A 20,044-nucleotide genomic window follows, 5' to 3' on the forward strand; every position below is an offset into this window, starting at 1 on the left:
CCAAGATTGCCTATCGCGTGCTGAACCGATAGCTCGTCTGCGTTTGATAGGTTTTTCCGGGGCGCAGGATCGTCGACGGGAAGCCCGGTTGGTTGGGGCTGTCGGGATAGTGCTGCGTTTCCAAGCAGAATCCGCCGCGATGGACGTAGGGTTTGCCCGCCTTGCCGATCAGACGGCCGTCCAGAAAGTTGCCGCAGTAAAACTGGATCCCCGGTTCGGTCGTGTGGACTTCCATCACGCGGCCGCTGGTTGGTTCGTAGACGCGAGCGGCAAGCGTCATCGCTTGCTTGTCGTCCGGTTTGTTCAAGACCCAATTGTGGTCAAAGCCACGGCCGAACTCCAGTTGCTGATTCTTCTTGTCGATGTCACGTCCGATCGGTTTGGGCTTGGTGAAGTCCATTGGCGTCCCCGCGACCGCGGGCAGCTCTCCCGTTGGGATCGCGGTTGCGTCGACCGGCGTGTAGCGATCGGCATTCAACATTAGTTCGTGATCGAGGATCGTCCCTTCGCCTTCCCCTTTGAGGTTGAAGTAGGTGTGTTGGGTCAGGTTGACGGGAGTCGCTTGGTCGGTCGTCGCGTGGTAATCGACGAGGATCGCGTTGTCATCGGTCAGTGTGTAGGTGACGCGAATCTGTAGATTGCCCGGATAACCCTCCTCTTTGTCGCGGGCCAGGTACGACAATTGGATCGCGTTTTGTCCTTCGATCGGTTTTGCATCCCAGACGACTTTGTCGAATCCGATGTTGCCGCCGTGTAGATGGTTCGGGTTGTTGTTGGCCGCCAGCGAATAGGTTTTGCCGTCGAGCGTAAACTTGCCTTGCGCGATGCGGTTGCCGTAGCGACCGACGATCGCGCCGAAGTAGGGCCGATCGACGGCGTTGATGTAATCTTCGACGCGGTTGTAGCCCAGTGCGACATCGGCCATCTTGCCGTTGCGATCGGGGACGACGATCGACGTGATGATCGCACCGTAATTGGTCACGCTGACGGTCATCCCCGACTGATTTTTGAGCGTGTAACGTTGGATCGAATCGAAGTCGTCGACCTCGACGGCGGTCAGTGGGGTTGCCAGCAGCAACGCGGTGGCGACGATCAGCAGTTGCGATTTTAAGGGGCTCGTCTTCATGGTTTCTCGGCAATAGGGGAGGGATGTTGGTCGCAAGACCTTCTTATCCTAGCCGTGTCGCCACGTGAAGCAACGTGTTGGAGCGTCGCGGGATTGCGATATTTTGTCAGCTGGAAACGCGTTCACCCCGACTTGGCTTTGCTGCGAAACTTGCCCGGCGTCATGCCGACGACGCGGCGGAAGACGACGTACATATACTCGGGATTGTCGAACCCGCAAAGGATTGCGATCTGTTCGGCTGGCAGGTCGGTGCTGGTCAGCAGTTCGCTGACCCGTTTAATCTGAACGTGGCGAATCTCTTGTTGCGGCGTTCGCCCTAGGTACTGGCGCAGCTTGCGTTCCAGCGAGCTGCGGGAGATCGCGACGTTGTCGGTCACATCGGCAACGTTGATCCCACGGCAGGCATTCTCGCGGATGTAGCGAAGGGCGGCGGCGATGTCAGGATCGTCGATGGCGACGACATCGGTCGACTGCCGCTCCGCCACGCCCAGCGGTGGGATCAGGTGTTCGGTTTGTTTAGGAACTTCGCCGTTCATCAGCTGGGTCAGCAACTCGGCAGCTCGAAACCCAACGCCTTCGGCGTTCGGGATCACGCTGGACATCGGTGGACTGCAGACGCGGCATAGCAGCGTGTCGTTATCAGCGCCGATGATCGCAACTTCTTCGGGGACCGCCAATCCTTCCTGAAGGCAGGCGTCGACCACTTGATGTCCGCGGAGATCGTTGCAGGCCATGATCCCGCAGGATGTCGGTAGCGTTCGCAGCCAGCCCCGCAATCGCTGCTGCTCCTCTTCCCAAGAAAGCGCGTCGGGGCCGTACCAAGGGGATTCGTACTGGTGGCAACGTCGTTGTGCCGCTTCGATCCTTTGAGAAAATGCGACCTGTCGCCGTTCCGACCATGCCTCATTGGTAAAGCCGCAAAATCCAAATTCTCGAAAGCCGCGTTCCAGCAGATGCTCGGCTCCCATACGGCCGATCGCCGCGTCGTCGGACCAGACGTAGGTCCGTCCGTGCGACTGGTGCCTGTCGGTTAATTCGATCAGAGGGACGCCGGTCGCTTGAGCCGTCTGCAGTAGTTCGGGGGTGGTTGTCCGGGAGATGATCCCGTCTCCGGACCAATTCGCTAACCAACGCGGCGGTTCTTGAGTGAGGTCGTGCTGGTCCAAAAAGACCGACCAATCATCGAACATCCGCATGTGTTGGATGATGCCTGATAGCACTTGGCGACCATAGATGCTGGACGTTTCAACGATCAGGGCAACGTGTCGTTTCATGGTTTACTGCAGCGATTTATGGCGGAGACAAGGGGATAGGGCAGTATGTTCTCGATGCTGACAATATATCTCAGAGCGTTGACGCTGTAACGCATGGATTTAATAGAGGTGGTTACTTGCTCTTTAAACGGGGCGTTAGGTTTATTACCGCCTCCATCGGATCGCTGTCGTCCCTGGATCGCGGCAGCGGTCTTCTTGTTTCCCCCTCCACCTGCCGTTGCTTCATCTCTTGTCGGGGCGTTGGGTTTTGTGGCCGCCTGCGTGGCGGGTGTTGTCGTAAATAAGGTTTATCGGTTCATGCTCGGAGTTCATAAGATGAGAACGAGTTCTGCCAGCGCAGCTCCCAAGGTGGGCTTTACGCTTGTCGAGTTGTTGGTCGTGATTGCGATCATTGGAATTTTAGTGGGGCTGTTGTTGCCCGCGGTTCAGGCGGCTCGCGAAGCGGCTCGCCGAATGCAATGCTCCAACAATCTAAAGAACAACGCGTTGGCGATGCACAATTACCACGACACCTATCGGTCCCTGCCGTCGGTTGGCTACGACTTCTACGGCGTCAATCTTGACACGCATTCGTGGGTCGCTCGGATTCTGCCCTTCATCGAACAGGGGCCGTTGTACGAAACGATTAATTTCAATGAACGGATCAATTCGCACGACCGGCAGCGACAGTTCCGCGAAGCGGAACTGACCGTGATGACATGCCCGTCGGAGGGAAGTGTCTTAGGGCAATCCGAAAGTCCGACGCAGTGGTCGACGCGTCGCGGCAGCTACGCGGTGAACATGGGGAACACCAATTATGGACAAGAGAATGCGTCGAATTGGGACGGCGTGTGGACGTACAATTTTGGTGGGGCTCCGTTTAAGGTTCACTCCCAAAAAGCATTCCGCGATGTAACCGATGGGACTTCCAATACGTTGCTGTTGTCCGAAGTTCCGATCAACAAGAACAGCCAGGGCTATCGTGGCTTGTATGCCGCGACGATCGTTACTTCGGGAGCCGGTTTTACGACGTACCTGTCTCCCAATACGACCGCGTCGGTCGACGGTGGAAGGTATTGTTGGGGAGCCACGGATTTCGCGCCGCGAACCATTCCCTGCCACCATGCCGACAGGTGGCAAGCGGCGACCTACGCGTCGATGAGTATGCATCCGGGGGGAGTTCAATCGGCCCTGGTCGATGGATCGGTTCGGTTCGTCGCGGAGACTGTCGATCTGTTTGCGTGGCGGGCTGCGTCGACGGCCAACGGTGGCGAAGTCGATCCTCTTTGATCTTTTTGCTTCCACGTTTCTGTACACAGGGCGTCATGTTGCACGTTGTTGCCACGTGGCGTCTTTTTTTTATGGTTCACCGGTAATTCGACCTTTCTTTATTGGAGCGTTTCATGGTTCGTCGAGATGTGCGTCATCGTTTGGTTTGGGCAGCGTCGGTCATGTTGTTGGTGATGGGGTGTGGCGGAACGCGCAGCGATCAAATTGCGGTTTCGGGACAAGTGCAATTCGAAGGGAAGCCCGTTGCCGAAGGGACGATTTCGTTTATGCCTGTCAACGGAACAGGGCAGACGACGGGGGCTCAGATTGTCGATGGCCGTTACGCCACGACCGTTTCGCCAGGAGAACAGGCGGTGCAGATCACGGGGACCAATGTCGTGACGTTGGAGAATCCGACGGAGGAAGAAGTGAGCCGAGGGATCACCGAACGCGTCGAGCAGTACGTTCCGGCGAAGTACAATCGCCAATCGGAGCTTCGTGTTACCGTAGCATCGGATTCGACAACCCACGATTTCGATCTGCAGCCCTGAATCTTTTCTGTTAGGTTACTCGCGTGCAGGCGAAGGGGGAGCGCCGGTGCGCCGCTCTATTGGGGCACCTCGGATCGCCAACGGCTTACCGGCGACGCGAATCGCGATCGCCGCCGGTGCGGTCCGCTCACTTTCTTAATTGTCAGTCAATGAGCCGAGCCTTCGCCGCTGTGGATCTCCAGCTGGACGTCGCCGGTGATTCCGGCAGGGCAGGGGAGGGCAGGGGGGATGATCTCGATCGCTAACTGATTGCTCAGCTGTAGATGCGCGGTGATGTCGATCCGAAAAGGTGTCTGTTCCGCTGCGAAATTTGCTAGCGGGGTTTCATTTAGCGAAACGTGCGCGGTTCCAACGCAGTCGGTAATTGCTAGCTCGACCCGATCTTCGGTCGAGAGTCCAGTGGGCCGATTAAAATGTCGAACGTACAGGACAGGACCGGCGTAGCCTTCGATGAACCGATCCCAGGATTGACCGATTTGCCCAGGAAGCGGCTGGGCATTGGGGGCTTCCAACGGCGTCAATTTCCAAGGGCCTCGCAGGCGGATGGTGTGGGGTTGGTTGGCTGGCATCGGAATCGCTGGGCTTTCTCTCGGGGGGGATGTTCTTGCAGGCAGTGCCAAAAACAGGCTAGGCTTGCAACCAGTGTCGACCCGTGGGGTCGGGCGGGCAATGTGTTGACGATGATCCTTCCAGGCGTTATCGGTCACCGATACACTTAGGAACGGGAGCTTCTCAATGAACCAATACCTTCTTCCATGTCAAGGAGCGTTAATCGTGCTTAATCGTGTGAGCCGAGTCGGGAACTTGCAATCGATTCGAAGACACAAAGCGATCGGTGTGAGCAAATTATTGCTGGCGGCGTGTCTGGTCGGTCTCTTTGCTAGCGATGGCCTTGGGCAAGATCCATCGGAATCGAGCGAAGAGGCGTTGGCGGTTTATGCCGACGCGGCGAATTTCCAAAACAACGGCGCGTTTGATCTCGCGATTGCCGAATGGAAGAAGTTCCTGGACAAGCACGCCAAGGATCCGCTGGCCTCAAAGGCGGCGCATTATCTGGGCATCAGTCAGATGCGGAAGGAATCGCCCGATTACATGGCTGCGTCCAAGGCGTTCGAACAAGCGTTGGCGGCCAAGGATTTCGAGCTTGTTGAAGAGGCGCTCAGCAATCGTGGTTGGTGTCTCTTTGCGGCTGGCCAGAACGACCAAGCCAATCAAGCGAAGCGATTCCAAGAAGCGCTCGCGGTTTTTGACAGCCTGTTAAAAAAGTTCCCCGAGACGAAATTCGCCGATCAGGCGTTGTTTTACAGCGGCGAAGCGGCCTATGCGTCGGGGAAACCGGCCGATGCGGTTGGGTATTATCAACGGTTGGTGAATCTTCCGAAGGGGAAGGAGTCGCCACTGTATTGCGACGCGCTGTACGCCAACGGCGTGGCGTTGGAAGATCAGCAGCTCTGGAAAGAGGCATTGGCGGCTTATGACGGATTGATTGGCGGATGTGCCGATTCGGATCTGTTGCCCGAAGTGCAGATCCGGCAGGCGGACATCAATGTTCGGCTGCAGCAATATAAAGAAGCGGCCCCGCTGTTCCGGAAGGTTGCCGATTCGAAGACGCGTTTGTCCGACTATGCACTTTTCCGGTTGGCCTTTTGCGCTGTCCAATTGCAGGATCTCGATTCGGCGGCAAAGACCTATGACGAATTGATCACCGAGTATCCGAAAAGCCAGTTTGCCTCGGCCGCACTGATTGCCGCCGGACAAAGCTACTACCGGGCGGGGAAGTTTGACCAAGCGAGCGCGAAGTTTCAGGAAGTTTTGAAGCTGGATGACGCCGTGGCCGCGACCGAAGCGGCGCACTGGTTGGCGACGATTGCCGCAAAGAATAACAAAACCGATGAAGTGATCGCGATCGCGCGGGCTGCGATTGCCAAGGGGATCGATGGTTTCTTTGCCTCCAGTGTGAAGATGGATCTGGCCGACGCGCTTTCGAAAACGCCGGCGACCAGCCAGGAAGCGATCGACATGTACGCGGCGATTGCCAAAGAGTCGGCCGGGGAACCGGTGGGGGCTCGCGCGTTGTACAACGCCAGTTTTACGGCGCTGCAGAATCGCGACCATGCTAGCGCGGGTAAATTCGCAGAGCAATTCATGGCGGAATATGCCAAGGACCCGCTGGCTCCCGATGTGTTGTATGTGGCTGCTGAATCGCAACTGCAGACGGGGAAAGCCAAAGAGGCAGCGGCGACTTATGATCGCCTGTTGCAGCTCTCCGAAGATCACCCCTCGCGTTCGCTGTGGATCTTGCGCGGCGCGACCGCTGCGTTTCTCGCCGAGGACTATGCCGGCGTTGTCGATCGATTGACGAAGGCCAAAGGGGCATTGTCGACACCCGAACAGAAAGCCGAATCGGAGTTCATGATTGGATCCAGCCATTACAGGCTCGAAAAGCTGGATGAGGCTGCGAAGATGCTGGAACAAAGTCGCAAGACGAGCAGCCAGTGGGATCAAGCGGCCGATGTGCTGGTGACGCTGGGCCGCGTTCAGTTGGATGCTGGCAAGCCGGAATTGGCCGAGACGTCTTGGAAGCAAGTGATTGCCGAAGCGGGGACCTCCGGCCCCGCTTTCCAAGCGCGGTATCGTTTGGCGCTGTTGGCGTCGGGCAACGAGGATTTCGACGAGGCGAAGAAGTATTACGACGAAATCTTGGCCGCCGAAAACCAAGCCGCGCTAAAGCCTTACGCGATCTACGGCAGCGGTTGGTGCCAGATGAAGAAGGAGCAATATGAAGAGGCTTTGGTCCAGCTGGATTTAGTGCTCAAAGAATACAAGGACCACCCGATCGCCAAAGACGCCCAATTGGCCCGCGGTATTTGTTTGCGGAAGCTAGGCCGTGACGATCAGGCTCGCAACGCTTACGAAGACCTGTTGCGACGTGGACCCGCGGGACTGGAGTTGGGGCACGCGCTGTATGAATTAGCGCTGTTGGAAGTTGGCGCCAAGCAACCGGCCAAAGCTTCGGCCTACCTGAAACGCTTGGTCGGTGAGGTGCCGCAGTATCCTGAATTGGACAAGGTGTTGTACGAACTGGCTTGGGCGATGCGCGATCAGGGGGATGAAGCCGAAGCGATCCGCCATTTTGGTCAGTTGGTCGTCAAGTTCCCGAAAACGCCGCTGGCAGCAGAGGCGAGTTATCACGTGGGGCAGCAGCAGTTTGATGCCGGCAACTTTCAAAAAGCTGCCGGGGCGTTCTCGACCGCGGCGGAGCATACCACGGATCCCGCATTGTTAGAAAAGGCTTATTACAAATTGGGTTGGTCGGGATACCAATTGAAGAACTACGACGGCGCCAAGCGATCGTTCGAGAAACAATTGAAGGTGGCTCCCGAGGGACCGTTGAAGCTTGACGCGATGGTGATGATCGCCGAATCGATGTTCAAAGCGGGGCAGTTCGCCCCCGCGTTGGAGGGCTACCGCCAGGCGCGGCAGATCGTATTGGCCGAAGGGAAGGGAGCGCGAGCTGCCGATCCGGCAGCACAGCAATTGCGCGAGCTGATCTTTTTGCATGGGGGGCAGGCTTCCCAACAATTAAAAAATTGGGACGAGGCGTTGCAGTGGTTCGACCAGATGCGCGATCTGTATCCGTCAACCGCGTATTTACCGCAGGTGTTCTACGAAACCGGGTACTGTTATCAGCAGTTAAAGCAGTATCCCAAGGCGCTGCAATATTATGGCCAAGTAGCAGCCAATTATCGCGACGAAGTCGCAGCTCGGGCGCGGTTCATGATGGGGGAGATTCACTTTTCAGAACGCGAACTGACCAAGGCGATTCCTGAGTTTCAACGTGTGATGTTTGGTTTTGGCGGGGACAAGGCCCCCGCGGAGATTAAAAACTGGCAAGCGAAAAGCGCGTTCGAAGCGGGGCGCTGCGGCGAGTTGCTGATTCAAAGCACGGCCGGAGAAAAGCGGGCCAGCGCTATCGGGATCGCACAAGGTTTCTACGAATACATTGCCGAAAAACACCCAGAACATGAACTTGTTGCCAAGGCAAATGAACGCAAGGGCGTGCTCGATCGGCTTTAAGGCCTGTATCGGTCCGTCGATTTTAGGGTTTGGGCAATCGCCCCCCCGCTAATGATAAATCGCTCCGAATTCGTCAAACGGCCCAGTGGGCGTTGTTGCCCAATGGCATATCCGATTAGTATTGGAAGGTCGCCCGCGGCCCCATCCGGCTGGAATGGAGCAAGCTGTTCAAGTTGGTTCCAGTCCTTAAAGCTCGGAAACTTTGCCCGTTGTCAACGTGGGTGAACTTCCTAGGGAGAACGTGTGTGGATTTGACAATTCGACCAACGCCCCACTGGCTGCGATGGGGAATCTTTCCGATGGTTCTCGCCGTCGGTTGCCTGATGGGAACGCATCGTCTGGCCGCTCAGGATGCTCCACAGATCATTGACGAAGCGGCGCTGAATCAATTGACACAGCCCGATCCGGCGGCCGGTGGATCGGTCGATGATGCCTCCGACAAGCCAATGGGGATCGACATCTTGTCGTTGATTTCCAAAGGGGGCGTGTTCATGATTCCGATCGGTGTGATGTCGTTGCTGGTGGTGACGTTAGGAGCCGAGCGGCTGTTTGCCTTGCGCGGAGGCCGATTGGTGCCATCGGCGCTGAATCGCAAACTGGAGATGTTGTCGGATCCGATCGATACGTTTGATCCCGAGGTGGCTTACCAGGCGTGCCGCCGGCATCCTTCGCCAACCGCGCGGGTCGTCGCATCGCTGTTGCTTCGCACCGGCAGGCCGTTGGCCGAAATCGAACGCATCGCTTCCGAAGCGGCGCAGCGCGAAGCGGATCGCTTGGCGGGGCCAATCCGATGGTTGTACCTGGCGACCGCGATCACGCCGTTGATGGGATTGTTGGGGACGGTTTGGGGCATGATCCGCGCGTTTCACGATACGACGCAATTGGCGGCGGGGCAAAACAAGGCGGAATACTTGGCCGAAGGGATCTACGTGGCGTTGGTCACGACCTTGGCAGGTTTGATCGTGGCGATCCCCGCGGCGATTCTGGCGCATCATTTTGAAGGCTGTCTGACGCGTGCGTTCCATCGCATCGAAGAGATCTGTTTTCTGGTGGCTCCTGGGTTGGAGCGATTTACGGGGCGGATGCGGCTTGATTTTGATGGCCGTTTGGTGCCGCTGACCTCGGCTAAGCCTCCCGTTGCGCCCCCGGCCGAACGCCCCTCCAGTAAGCCGCCAGGAATGGCAACCAAATCGCCTGCGTCGCCGGTTCGCTAAGTTCACACGAGATCCAATCCCATGGCTGTGCAACTAAAAAAGTCCCAAGCGACAAGCACACTCAGCTTGACTCCGCTGATCGATGTTGTCTTCTTGTTGCTGATCTTTTTTTTGGTGGCATCGCGATTTGCTCAGGAAGATCGGCGGATCCCGATCGAACTCCCTTCGGCGACCAGCGCCTCGCCGATGACCGAACAACCCAAGGAGATCGTGGTTGATATCGATTCCGAAGGCGAGTTGGTGCTCAACGGCAATCGAGTTACTCCCGACGCGTTGGAAGCGGAATTGATCCGCGGCGTCGCCAGCAACCCGGTTCATCAATCGGTTGTGATTCGTGCCGATCGACGGGTTCAGTTCCAGGCCGTCGTTACGGTTATGGACCTCTGTAATCGCACGGGCGTTGCCGATTACACCGTCACGACGCAAGAAGGCCCCAGCGAATATTAGCAGCGAAAACTATGTTTCCTCCTTCCTCTTCACGACTGCCGTCCGACGAACTGCCTCCTGAAAGCGACCAGATGTGGCCGTTGGATTTGGCTTTGGTTGCGCTGGGCGGTTCGTTGATGTATATGGCGGCCAGCCGCTTGGGGTGGGAGGATCCGCGTTGGCTTTATAACGCAAAAACGTATGCCGTGGTGATTCCTGCGGGCATGGTGTTGATCGATCTGATGTTGCGGAACTTTGTTTCGCGATACATGCAGCGTTCGTTGCAGTTCGGTTTTTTGGTCAGCATGTTTGTCCATTTGGTCCTCTTGATCCTCGCCGTCAACGTCGTGATCTTTGCCCGCTATTGGCCCGAGGCGGTCGTGGGGGTCCAGCCGCAGCGGGCGCCGGTGCGGAAGACGTTGCCCGACAACCTGTTTCGCGTGAACCCCGACACGGTGGCGGAACAGCCCGATTGGGCAAAGCCTGTCGACGCGACCAGCGAAGCCCGCGTGACACCCGTCGAGGCGCAACGTTTGCCTCGTGTTGCCGAAGTTGCCAAGCGATTGGAGATGCCGACGCCGCCGCAGGTTGAGCATCAACCGCAACCGTTCTTGGTTCCTCGCGACCAGCCCACCGAAGCCCAGCCGACACTTGCCGATGCGCCGTCGAAGCTGGCTCGGCAGATCGCAGCGGTCGCCCCCGAGATGCGTTCGACGACCGAATCGATACAAACGCCCGACGTGCCTCAGCAGCAGGCGGCGCCGCAATCGCCTCAAGCCAACGCCGCCAGCATCGCGCGGACCCGTGCGGCGGGAGCCTCGGCGGTGACGCCTCAGTCGGCTCCCGAAATGCAAGCCTCCCCCAATCGCAGCTCGACGATCGCGCGCCGCAACACACCGCAAGCGGCTCCGCAGATCCAAGCCCGTAGCGACGCCGCGGCGATGCTGCGGCGTGAGGCGCAAACGCGAACCACGCCATCGATGTCCGCGCCGGCAGCACCTCGCTTGCATGTGGCACGCAATTCGGAGAGAGCGTCGCGCCAGCTGGCCGATCGCGGCACGGGGCCGCCTCGCCGAGCGGCAACCGCCAGCGGCGCTTCGTTGGTGCCTTCGACTTCGATGAACGAATTGCCTAGCAGTATCAGCGGTTCGTCGATCGCGCCCCTAGCCTCAGCCCAGCGATCGCTTGGGGAGCAAGCGATGCCCGCGATTGCTTCGAATCAGGCTAACAGTACCAGCCCGTTGACTGGTCGGTCGCGCGGCGCGGCGCGATCGATGGCGATGACGGCGGGCGCAGGGAAAGTCCAGGTTCCTCAGCCACTCGGCGACCAAGGCGATGGCGAAACCGGGAAACAAACCGAACCGCAATTGGCGGTGCGCGGTGCGATGGCTGGTCGTGCGACGGCCGCCGCCGATGCGATGGCATCGATCGGTACGCCGACGCCTCTAAATATCATGGCCGATGACGGCCCGGCGGGTTTGGGACGTGAATTGGCACCGCGGATGGGCTTTCCATCGGATCGGACCAACGACCGCCCGATGATTGCATTGCAACCCAATCAACAGCGTTTTCAGCGTCGCCAGCTCGGAGGGTTAACGCCGCCTCCGGCTCAGCGCGTGGCCTCGGTCGAGCCGTTTCGACGTCGTTTGATGCGGACCGCTGGTGGCGCCGCACCAGCTCCGGCAGGGCTGGTGGGACCAGAGACCGAAGAAGCGATCGAACGAGGCTTGGCCTACTTGGCGGCGCGTCAAAGGTCGGACGGCAGTTGGACGTTGCAGGGGCATGGCGAAGAGGTGACGTTGCGCAGCGATACCGCAGCGACAGCGCTTTGTATCTTGGCTTTCCAGGGCGCAGGCTATACACACCTGAAGCATCAGCATGCGAATACCGTTGCCAAGGCGATCGATTATCTGAAGCGGAATCAAAGCGAGAATGGTGACTTGTTTCGATCCGAGGATCCTGAATCGAATCGTAACGTGTGGTTGTACAGTCACAGTATCGCGGCGCTGGCGGTTTGCGAAGCCTTTGGGATGACCCAGGATCCGGAGTTGGCCGAACCGGCGCAGCGAGCGATCGATTTTATCGTTGCCAGCCAGCATCCAACGCGTGGTGGTTGGCGGTATCAGCCGCAGGTCAGCAGCGACACCAGCGTGACCGGTTGGATGACGATGGCGCTGAAAAGTGGTGAGCTGGCCGGTTTGAATGTTCCCGAAAAAACGTATCAAGGGATCGATCGATGGGTCACGCTTAGCCAGGATTCGGCGGGCAAACCCTATTTGTTCCGTTACAACCCGTATGCGTTGGACACGCCGGCCCAACGTCACGGCCGGGACGTGACGCCGACGATGACAGCCGTTGGGATGTTGATTCGGATGTATCGCGGTTGGCGTCGCGACAATCCCAACATGGAAGCGGGGGCCGAGTATCTGTTGTCGCATCTGCCCGAACTGGGCAGCGCCCGTCGTCCTCAGCGCGATACGTATTACTGGTATTACGCGACCCAGGTGATGTTTCATATGGGAGGTCAGACGTGGGAGCAGTGGAATAATAAACTGCATCCGCTGTTGATTCTCGGCCAGGAAAAGGAAGGTCCCGAAAGCGGTAGTTGGAATCCGAAGCTGCCGATTCCTGATCGCTGGTCGCCGCACGGCGGTCGGTTGTATTTGACGACGATGAATCTGTTGTCGTTGGAGATCTATTACCGGCACCTGCCGATCTACGAAGACACCGCCCGCTGATCGTTGGTCGCGACATCACCCTCCCTCAGGGAGGATCGAACCCGCGCAGCGTGGTTCGGGGAGGGGAGTTTTGGGTGAATCCGCGTCGGTCGATCCTGCGGACGGCCCTCCCCGCAAAAACTCGCTAAGCGCTCATTTTTTGACCCTCCCAACTTCGTTGGGCGGGTGCCGGTGTTAAAGATTTGTAGGTGTTCTCGCGTGCGAAAGTGACGATCTGATCAATTTCAGTGTGAGCTTGCTGGAGGGCCGGTGTCTAGTTGTTGTGTTGGTTGTTTGTCGGTGTTGCTCGGATGGGATTCTCTGGCCCTTCTTCACCCTCCCTCAGGGAGGGTCGAACCCGCGCAGCGCGGTTCGGGGAGGGGAGTTTTTGGTGATTCCGCGTCGGTCGATCCTGCGGACGGCCCTCCCCGAAAAACTCGCTAAACGCTCGTTCTTCGACCCTCCCAACTTCGTTTGGAGGGTGGAATTGCTGGACAGGAATCGGTGAATGCTCGCGATCGATTTGGTGGTTCGCTATAATGCTGCCAACACTCACTCTCCTGTTTGACTCCCACCTTGAGAACCACCTCCGATGACAACGTTGTTTCGCAGCTTGCTCGCTACTTGGCTCCTTCTGACCGCATCCCCTTTGTTTGCTCAAGACGTTGCGATCGACCAGCTTGATCCCGAGATGGCGGTCGCCAAGAAGACGGTCGATGGACTCGACTGGTACGACGTCACGCAGTGGGGAGTCGAAGGCCGGATCCTTCCCGATCAAGAACGCCAGCAGTGGTTTGATCGCTTTCCGGCGTCGGCAGAAGGATCGGTAACCTCCAATGTGTGGAACCTCAGTCGCGATAGTGCTGGAATGATGGTTCGTTTTAAAACGGATGCGACCGAGATTCATGTCCATTACAAACTGAAGAAATCTCGTTTGGCGATGCCACATATGCCTGCGACGGGCGTCAGTGGGGTTGATCTCTACGCACGCGATGAAGCGGGGGACTGGCGATGGGTTCAAGTCACGCGGCCCGCCTCGCAAGAGATGAAAGTAAAGATCGTCGGCGATTTGGCAGAGGGGATGCGCGAGTATGCCGCCTACCTGCCGCTGTACAACGGCGTGGAGTTTATGAGTATCGGCGTGAAGCCGGGGAGTCATTTCGAAGGTCTTGCGCCGCGGCCCAAGCCGATCGTGTTCTATGGGACCAGCATCACGCACGGCGCGTGTGCCAGTCGTCCCGGAATGGTTCACACAGCAATATTGGGCCGCCGATTGGATCGGCCGGTGGTCAACTTGGGCTTCTCGGGCAATGGCCGAATGGACAAAGAGGTTGGCGACTACCTGACGCAAGTCGATGCCGCAGCGTTTGTCATCGATTGCTTGCCGAACATGGGGCCTGCTGATGTGACGGCCAAATGTATTCCGCTGATCAAACAACTGCGCGCGGCGCACCCGGCGACTCCGATCCTCCTTGTCGAGGATCGTCGCAACACGAACGATTGGATTCTGCCGGCACGACAAGCGCATCACACGCGGAATCATGCTGCACTCAAGGCGGCGCACGCCAGCCTGGTCGCCGACGGCGTGACCAACCTGCATTACATCACGGGCGATACGCTGTATGGGGATGACTCGGAAGGGGCGACCGACGGTTCGCACGCCAGCGACCTGGGGTTCATGCGGCAAGCGTTGCAGTTCGAGCCGATTCTGCAAGGTGCGCTCGCTGAAGGGAAGTGAGTTCCTGCAGTGTTGGCTGTGCCTCACTACTGAAAAATTGAGCTTGGATCGGAAGAGGGTGCGGCCCGTGTGTTCGGCCTGAAATCGGGTGTTCGGTGGCAACGAAAGACGCCTCAATCGCGAGAAATCCGTTCGAGCGTTCGCGAATGGTTTTCGGTCGGCATCCGGTTTGCAGCGAAGGTGAGCAGGAAAAGGTTATTTCTTGCACACGTCACCCCGAGGTCTGTCATGTCGACAACGATTCAAGCCACAACACTCCGCACCGTTCAACAGGAAGATCTCAGGAAGCTCGCCTCGGTTTCATCCTCGCCTTGTGTTTCGATCTTGATGCCCACGCATCGGACCGGCCGTGAAGTTCAACAAGCGGCGATCCGGCTGAAGAATTTGCTCCGCGAGGCGACCGAGCAACTTCAAGCCGCCGGGGACGATTGTTCGATTCTCGCCCCCACTGAATCGCTATCGACCAGTGCGGATTTCTGGCAACATCAAGCCGACGGTCTCGCGATCTATTTGTGTTCGGATCAGTGCTTTGCATTCAAGGTTAATCGGCATCTCGAGGAGAGCGTCACCGTGGGGGACTCTTTCGTGATTGCTCCGCTGATCAGTCCTCGTCACGCCGTCGACGCCTGTTTTCTGCTCGCCCTAACGTGGGACGAGGCGCGGCTGTTCCGATCCGATGGTGAGTCGTTGGAGTCGGTGGAAACGAAGTTGTTGCCGGCAAAGTTCCACGACTTAGTTTTGCCACGCGACCCCGAGGAAAGTCTGCAGCATACGAGTCATCGTCGCGTCGGTAACACGGCAGGGACATCGACCACGATGTTCCATGGGCAGGGGGAGGGGGAAGAGAAGATTGAAGCCGATCGCAGAAACTACCTGTCGCGGGTCAGTGAAGAGGTCGCGGGCGCTATCTACAATTCAGGCATGCCCTTGGTTTTGATGGCGACGACCGAAGTCGGCGGGCACTTCGCTGCGACGTCCGATCTCTGCATCGCCTGTCACGTGGAAGGCAGCCCTGCGCGATCGAATGAAACGCAGTTGCTGGCCCAATTACGCTCGACGCTCGGTGACGAATCCGCGTCCAACGCAGGACCGTTCTTTGAGCGATTTGGGACGGCGCTGTCGCGATCGCAAGCGTCAAGTGACCTCGCCGAAGTCCGCACGGCTGCGAAAAATGGACGCGTTGAATCGGTGATGATTTCACGTGAGCCTGCGATTGGCGAAGCATTGAATTCGATCGTAATCGAGACGCTGCGTCATGGGGGGGAAGTCGCAAGTTGCCCCGAGCAGCAAATGCCTCAGGGAGTCGAGGTGGCTGCGATTTTGCGGTTCTAACGTTCGTCCGTTCCCAACGACTCTCGGCATTGGCTTCGACGCGTGGAATAACCGTCAACAGGTGATGCTGGGACCGCAGTCTCGCCGTGAAGCTTAAGTCGCAGCGCCTCGTCGGTGAAGTTCCGCTCGACGCGCTGGATCGTGGCTCCGTCGCAAAAGTTCGCGGTAGCATTTGTGGATCGCCCCGAGCGAGCGGAGGTCGGTCTGAGCTTTTCGGCATTCGCGCTGGAGGGCGCAGCCGTGCCGCGCTAACAGACGTTGGTCTCGCGCGGACATCGGTTGTACCACGAGATCGCCAAGCATCGCCATCAGGCGTAACGCCGCATTTCGATCCGCTGCGACGTAGGGCCTCAATTGGTCGAACACCAGCGACGCAAACGCGGCAAACGTAACGGGCGTCGCCACGAGACGAAGCGTTTGATCTTCGTCATAGCGATGCGATTCAGGCAGTTCGCGGGCTGCTAAGTTTTCCAACGCCGCCTGCAGCCAATCGATACAGCTGATCGCCGTGAAGGGATCATTGACCCCGGGAGAGAGTGCACGCATCGCGACTTCGACCAATTGATTGACCTGAAACCGAAGGTCTTGCGTTGCCGTGCGTTGCACACCACAGATGAACCTCGACGCCAAGGCTTTGGAGACGGAGTCATCGATTCGGTCTTGCGGCGATGCCAGCAGCAGCGAGCTGGACGGCGTGACGAAGTCTCCAGGGCTGCGTTGAATCTTCAAGACGAGGTCGTGCTGGACCGCCAGTTTCATCAGCCCGTCGCCGTCGATGTATTCCAGATAGCCGACGACTGTCGAGTCGACCCGGCACGCTGTTGAATAGAACCCGGCGGGCATTTCAGCGTCGGTAGCATCGTCGCCTTCGGTGTCCCCCGGTTCTCCAACGCGCGCGGGGAACTGGTCATCGATGTGTCGGTTCAACCCTTTGCCAACGTCTGAAATGATGTTCGAGACATGGATCGTCTCAGGGACATGGTGGATAAAGAAAATCAATACGCCAACGCTGGCGATCGCCATCAAGACACCAACAACCACCGCGATCTGAGGCACAAACGCACCAGCCAGATCGCCGGCCGGGTCGCTGCCCGGCGGTGCGCTCTCAGCGCTGCGAACGGTTCGCAAGACCATCAAACAGTAGATGAAGGTCGATATAAAAACACCCAGCGTGAACTGGTTGGCTTTATCCGCCATGAAGTTGTTCAGCAGCCGCGGTCCGATCTGCGACGTTGTGTGCGAGATCGAGAGGATCGTCATCGAAAACGTCACACCCGCGACGGTGATCATCGACCCGGCAACTGTCGACAGTACCGCCCGTGCACCTTCGGGTTGGTTTGTCGACAGCCAGTCGATGTCATCGATCCAGTCCGATCCGAGCGATTCGTCCAACGCTGTTGTGGCAAACGAGAGCAGGATCGAACCAACAACCAACAGCGAGGGGACGAACCAATAGCTGTCTCGAACGCGTGTCCAGAGCGTGATGATCGACGCATTCATAGGGATGCTGGACTCTCAAAAGAGGTGGGGATGAAACCGAATTGGAGTCACGCGGCTGGCTGCGTTAAGCCAGGTGATGGCTTTCGCGACGCACGCTGGCGGTCACTGGCTGCCGCCGCGCCAACGCTCTCCAGGCATCGTGGCTGAACGTTTGAAAAGCCCACACGCCATGCCGAAACACGGGCGTGAGGGCTGAATCCGAGACTGCGGCTGATGGCAAATCCTGCAGCTGTCTATTTCATGTCTCGCGTGGTGACACGACTTTTGCCGGAGTCGCCGAGTCGCGGTTCAGGGCGGAAGCTTGCTGCTTCATTGGCCTTTATTCAGCTGACATGGGGACTTCGGCTTGGTCTACGTCCCCAGGACGAAGCGACTCGTCAAACGAAAGCACATAGGCCGCCATCGCCAATCCCATTAACACGATGGCGGTCCAGAACCGCCAATCGTGATGAATCTTCTTCGACTTCGCAGCGTTGTGATGCGATGTATGTTGATGGTCGCTATCGTGCTTGTGTTCTTTTGGTTTTGACATCGGATGGACGGTTTCTATGGAAAAGAGTTGTTGACGGTTTTGCTGTCGCGATTGCTACGGCAACCGAGTTGCAGAGCGGGCTAATTGTATCACTCGAAATGGTTCCGAACGACTCCAGGATCATGCGGCACTCTTCGATCAACCGGCGACGGCTCCGCTTCTTGCGAACGCATGAAAGCCGGTCAACGCGAACTGCACGCCCATCGACAAAACGATCAGCCCCATGAAGCGTGTCATGGTGTCCCGCAGGAAGCCGCCGCCGTTTTGTGCGCCTGCGAACCGGGCAGCCAGCAGCATTACGAGCCAAGTGCACGCCGTCGCGAAGGCAATCGCCACCAGCGCGGTGATCGGCAACTTCAATTGAGTGTGAACCGCCGACAGCGTAATGACTCCGGTGATTGTCCCGGGGCTCGCGGCAAACAGGATCATGGGCGTCATCGAATGCTCCGACTTCGAGGCTTCGGCACCCGCCTGGCGGTTGAGCATGGAGAACCCCATCCACGCCAGAACGCCGCCGCCCGCCACCATGAAGGCGTCCAAGGAAACGCCGAACACGTGCAGTAACTGTGTTCCAATCAACGCGGCGATCGAGAGAATCACCAAAATCGCCAGCGCTGCCTTGGTGGCGTCGGTTGCCTTTTCGCCGAACGACCGGTCCGCCTCCACCGCAGTAAACATCGCTGCGCAGATCGCAGGGTTCATCAACGAGAGGATCGTTACGATGGCTTGGATTTGTTCATTCATCTTTGCATCACTTTCCTGTTAAGCGTCTGGCGTGTACGCATTAGGACCCTCGTGTGCGCCGCGTCCGAATCCCTGCGACATGGGTTGGGTCGGCTCCTGAGCCGCAGCTAGTGAGCGCCGTTTTTCGCATTCTAATCGGGGGTCTCTCTTAGGCGTATTTCGCGTCCAGTGAAGCGGCGGTAAACGATCTCAATAGTCAGCGAAACTACAATCATGCCGACCAAAATCCACAAATGGTTTCGGGTCGCCGGATTCTCGTCGACCTCCACGCACAGCACGATCATGGCGCCCAGCGTACTGAGCGCTGCTAGCCCGGACAACCATGCGCGACTGTTGGTCTGACGGGCTAAACGGACGTTGGCAACGTTGACAGCCAAGAACAGTAACAGAAATCCTGCGCTCCCCATTGTCGCGATCGCATCCAGAGGAACAAAGTTCGCGACGACCAATGCCAGAGCCGCAGTGATCAGCGTCCCTTCCAGATGCTGGCCGCGAAACGATCGCTTCAGTTCCGAAGGCAGTTCACCTGTCTTGGCGATGATGTAAGCCAAGCGTCCGGTGCTGTAGAACGTTGCGTTGATTGCCGAACTTGTCGCCAGCAGCGCGGCGATCGCAATGGCGATGTATCCCGTTCTTCCCAAGACGTCTTGTGCAGCGACCGAAAGTGCGGTGTCGCTGTCGCTGGCCACTTCCGCGAAACTCAGGTGACCGACAACCACCGTGACGATCAGCATGTAGATCGCAATCACGATCAGCACACCGCCGACATAGGAAATCGGGAGCGAGCGTTTGGGATTGGCCACATCTTTGGAGGCGTTGGCAATCAGTTCAAAGCCTTCGTAGTTTAAGAAGATCAACATCGCTCCGGCGACTAAACCCATCGGCGACACGTAATACTCTGTCCCCAACCGACTCCATTCCATTGGGGTCGCAAGTCCAGCCACGATGAAGGCGGCCAGAAGCAAAATCTTAAGGATGTTGAAAACGTTTTCCGCGCGGACGACCAGACTTCCTCCGAAAGCGTTCACGCCCACCAACCCAATGATCACGCCACTGATCAGCGAGTGAGTCCAGATGGGTCTGTCTGGCTCGGGGAAAAAACAGGCTCCGTAGCTGCCGAAGGCATAGGCATAGACGGCGACAAGCACGACGTAGCTGAGCAGCAGCAGGATGTTCGCCGCACCGGTAAAGATGCCGTTGCCGAAAGCCCGATTGAGGAAGTCGACAGTGCCTCCGACGCCAGGATACCTGAGCGTCAGTTTCAGGTAGGAATAGCTTGTCAACAACGCCACGATCCCCGCGATCAAGAACGCGATCGGCGCGCCACCTTGGGTTGCGGTGATCGTGAGTCCGGTGACCGCAAAAATCCCGCCTCCCACCATGCCGCCGATACCGATGGAGAGTGTAGAGAACGTACCGAGTTTGGGCTCACTGGTGGACGACACGAAGGAAATATCCTGCTCTGAAATGGAATCGAGAAACGAATCTCGAGAATTTTATCAGCGGCTTCAGGAACCGGGCACCCTGCGTTGGTGAACATCCCAGTTCGACCCAATCACTCGCGA

The 20,044-nt window shown here is 57.9% G+C and carries 15 protein-coding genes; 8 read left to right on the forward strand and 7 right to left on the reverse strand.

From position 1 onward, the window contains the following. Positions 1-10: 10 nt before the first annotated feature. Together Poly24_RS01080 and Poly24_RS01085 are read right to left on the reverse strand one after the other, a co-directional pair. Positions 11-1,126: an aldose epimerase family protein gene (locus Poly24_RS01080; RefSeq protein WP_145089238.1), complete on the reverse strand. Its 1,116-nt coding sequence runs from the start codon at positions 1,124-1,126 to the stop codon at positions 11-13. A 122-nt stretch (positions 1,127-1,248) separates the two neighbouring features. Next, a complete protein-coding gene (locus Poly24_RS01085; protein ID WP_197452231.1) occupies positions 1,249-2,400 on the reverse strand; it encodes a XylR family transcriptional regulator in 1,152 nt (383 codons plus the stop codon). A 315-nt stretch (positions 2,401-2,715) separates the two neighbouring features. Between Poly24_RS01085 and Poly24_RS01090 the strand changes: the two genes are divergently transcribed. Both Poly24_RS01090 and Poly24_RS01095 read left to right on the forward strand, forming a co-directional pair. Beyond that, a complete protein-coding gene (locus Poly24_RS01090; protein WP_145089241.1) occupies positions 2,716-3,669 on the forward strand; it encodes a DUF1559 domain-containing protein in 954 nt (317 codons plus the stop codon). 113 nt (positions 3,670-3,782) lie between these two features. Further along, entirely contained in the window at positions 3,783-4,199 is a 417-nt protein-coding gene (locus tag Poly24_RS01095; protein WP_145089244.1) for a hypothetical protein, read from the forward strand. Positions 4,200-4,345: 146 nt separating this feature from the next. Here Poly24_RS01095 and Poly24_RS01100 read toward each other — a convergent pair whose 3' ends face one another. After that, positions 4,346-4,768 carry a hypothetical protein gene (locus tag Poly24_RS01100; protein WP_145089247.1) on the reverse strand — a complete coding sequence of 141 codons (423 nt, stop codon included), beginning with the start codon at positions 4,766-4,768 and terminating at the stop codon, positions 4,346-4,348. A gap of 268 nt (positions 4,769-5,036) precedes the next feature. Between Poly24_RS01100 and Poly24_RS01105 the strand changes: the two genes are divergently transcribed. The 6 genes from Poly24_RS01105 (at position 5,037) to Poly24_RS01130 (ending at position 15,703) form a co-directional block, all read left to right on the forward strand. Further along, on the forward strand, positions 5,037-8,276 hold the full coding sequence (locus Poly24_RS01105; protein ID WP_197452232.1) for a tetratricopeptide repeat protein: 3,240 nt from the start codon (positions 5,037-5,039) through the stop codon (positions 8,274-8,276). A gap of 245 nt (positions 8,277-8,521) precedes the next feature. Further along, on the forward strand, positions 8,522-9,490 hold the full coding sequence (locus tag Poly24_RS01110) for a MotA/TolQ/ExbB proton channel family protein (protein WP_145089252.1): 969 nt from the start codon (positions 8,522-8,524) through the stop codon (positions 9,488-9,490). 21 nt (positions 9,491-9,511) lie between these two features. After that, positions 9,512-9,937, forward strand: a complete 426-nt coding sequence (locus Poly24_RS01115; protein ID WP_145089254.1) for an ExbD/TolR family protein — start codon at positions 9,512-9,514, stop codon at positions 9,935-9,937. An 11-nt stretch (positions 9,938-9,948) separates the two neighbouring features. Then, positions 9,949-12,654 carry a prenyltransferase/squalene oxidase repeat-containing protein gene (locus Poly24_RS01120; protein ID WP_145089257.1) on the forward strand — a complete coding sequence of 902 codons (2,706 nt, stop codon included), beginning with the start codon at positions 9,949-9,951 and terminating at the stop codon, positions 12,652-12,654. Between the two features lie 571 nt (positions 12,655-13,225). Continuing rightward, positions 13,226-14,371, forward strand: a complete 1,146-nt coding sequence (locus tag Poly24_RS01125) for an SGNH/GDSL hydrolase family protein (protein WP_145089260.1) — start codon at positions 13,226-13,228, stop codon at positions 14,369-14,371. 228 nt (positions 14,372-14,599) lie between these two features. Then, on the forward strand, positions 14,600-15,703 hold the full coding sequence (locus Poly24_RS01130) for a baeRF3 domain-containing protein (RefSeq protein ID WP_145089263.1): 1,104 nt from the start codon (positions 14,600-14,602) through the stop codon (positions 15,701-15,703). Positions 15,704-15,796: 93 nt separating this feature from the next. Here Poly24_RS01130 and Poly24_RS01135 read toward each other — a convergent pair whose 3' ends face one another. The 4 genes from Poly24_RS01135 to Poly24_RS01150 all read right to left on the reverse strand — a co-directional run bounded on the left by Poly24_RS01135 (position 15,797) and on the right by Poly24_RS01150 (position 19,924). Further along, on the reverse strand, positions 15,797-17,203 hold the full coding sequence (locus tag Poly24_RS01135) for a DUF2254 domain-containing protein (RefSeq protein WP_145089266.1): 1,407 nt from the start codon (positions 17,201-17,203) through the stop codon (positions 15,797-15,799). Positions 17,204-17,522: 319 nt separating this feature from the next. Further along, positions 17,523-17,735 (reverse strand): hypothetical protein, encoded by a 213-nt coding sequence (locus Poly24_RS01140; RefSeq protein WP_145089269.1) that lies wholly within the window; start codon positions 17,733-17,735, stop codon positions 17,523-17,525. A 138-nt stretch (positions 17,736-17,873) separates the two neighbouring features. After that, the gene (locus Poly24_RS01145; RefSeq protein ID WP_145089272.1) at positions 17,874-18,479 is read right to left on the reverse strand and encodes a MarC family protein; all 606 of its coding nucleotides are present in this window, start codon (positions 18,477-18,479) and stop codon (positions 17,874-17,876) included. A 131-nt stretch (positions 18,480-18,610) separates the two neighbouring features. After that, a complete protein-coding gene (locus tag Poly24_RS01150; protein WP_145089274.1) occupies positions 18,611-19,924 on the reverse strand; it encodes an APC family permease in 1,314 nt (437 codons plus the stop codon). Between the last annotated feature and the right edge of the window lie 120 nt (positions 19,925-20,044).

The sequence above is a fragment of the Rosistilla carotiformis genome, from assembly GCF_007753095.1.
In the GTDB taxonomy this organism is placed as follows: Bacteria; Planctomycetota; Planctomycetia; order Pirellulales; family Pirellulaceae; genus Rosistilla; species Rosistilla carotiformis.

Coding starts and splice junctions, on each gene's coding strand:
- Poly24_RS01090 (WP_145089241.1), top strand. CDS start 2,716: ATGAGAACGAGTTCTGCCAGCGCAGCTCCCAAGGTGGGCTTTACGCTT.
- Poly24_RS01085 (WP_197452231.1), bottom strand. CDS start 2,400: ATGAAACGACACGTTGCCCTGATCGTTGAAACGTCCAGCATCTATGGT.
- Poly24_RS01125 (WP_145089260.1), top strand. CDS start 13,226: ATGACAACGTTGTTTCGCAGCTTGCTCGCTACTTGGCTCCTTCTGACC.
- Poly24_RS01080 (WP_145089238.1), bottom strand. CDS start 1,126: ATGAAGACGAGCCCCTTAAAATCGCAACTGCTGATCGTCGCCACCGCG.
- Poly24_RS01145 (WP_145089272.1), bottom strand. CDS start 18,479: ATGAATGAACAAATCCAAGCCATCGTAACGATCCTCTCGTTGATGAAC.
- Poly24_RS01140 (WP_145089269.1), bottom strand. CDS start 17,735: ATGTCAAAACCAAAAGAACACAAGCACGATAGCGACCATCAACATACA.
- Poly24_RS01120 (WP_145089257.1), top strand. CDS start 9,949: ATGTTTCCTCCTTCCTCTTCACGACTGCCGTCCGACGAACTGCCTCCT.
- Poly24_RS01130 (WP_145089263.1), top strand. CDS start 14,600: ATGTCGACAACGATTCAAGCCACAACACTCCGCACCGTTCAACAGGAA.
- Poly24_RS01135 (WP_145089266.1), bottom strand. CDS start 17,203: ATGAATGCGTCGATCATCACGCTCTGGACACGCGTTCGAGACAGCTAT.
- Poly24_RS01115 (WP_145089254.1), top strand. CDS start 9,512: ATGGCTGTGCAACTAAAAAAGTCCCAAGCGACAAGCACACTCAGCTTG.
- Poly24_RS01100 (WP_145089247.1), bottom strand. CDS start 4,768: ATGCCAGCCAACCAACCCCACACCATCCGCCTGCGAGGCCCTTGGAAA.
- Poly24_RS01095 (WP_145089244.1), top strand. CDS start 3,783: ATGGTTCGTCGAGATGTGCGTCATCGTTTGGTTTGGGCAGCGTCGGTC.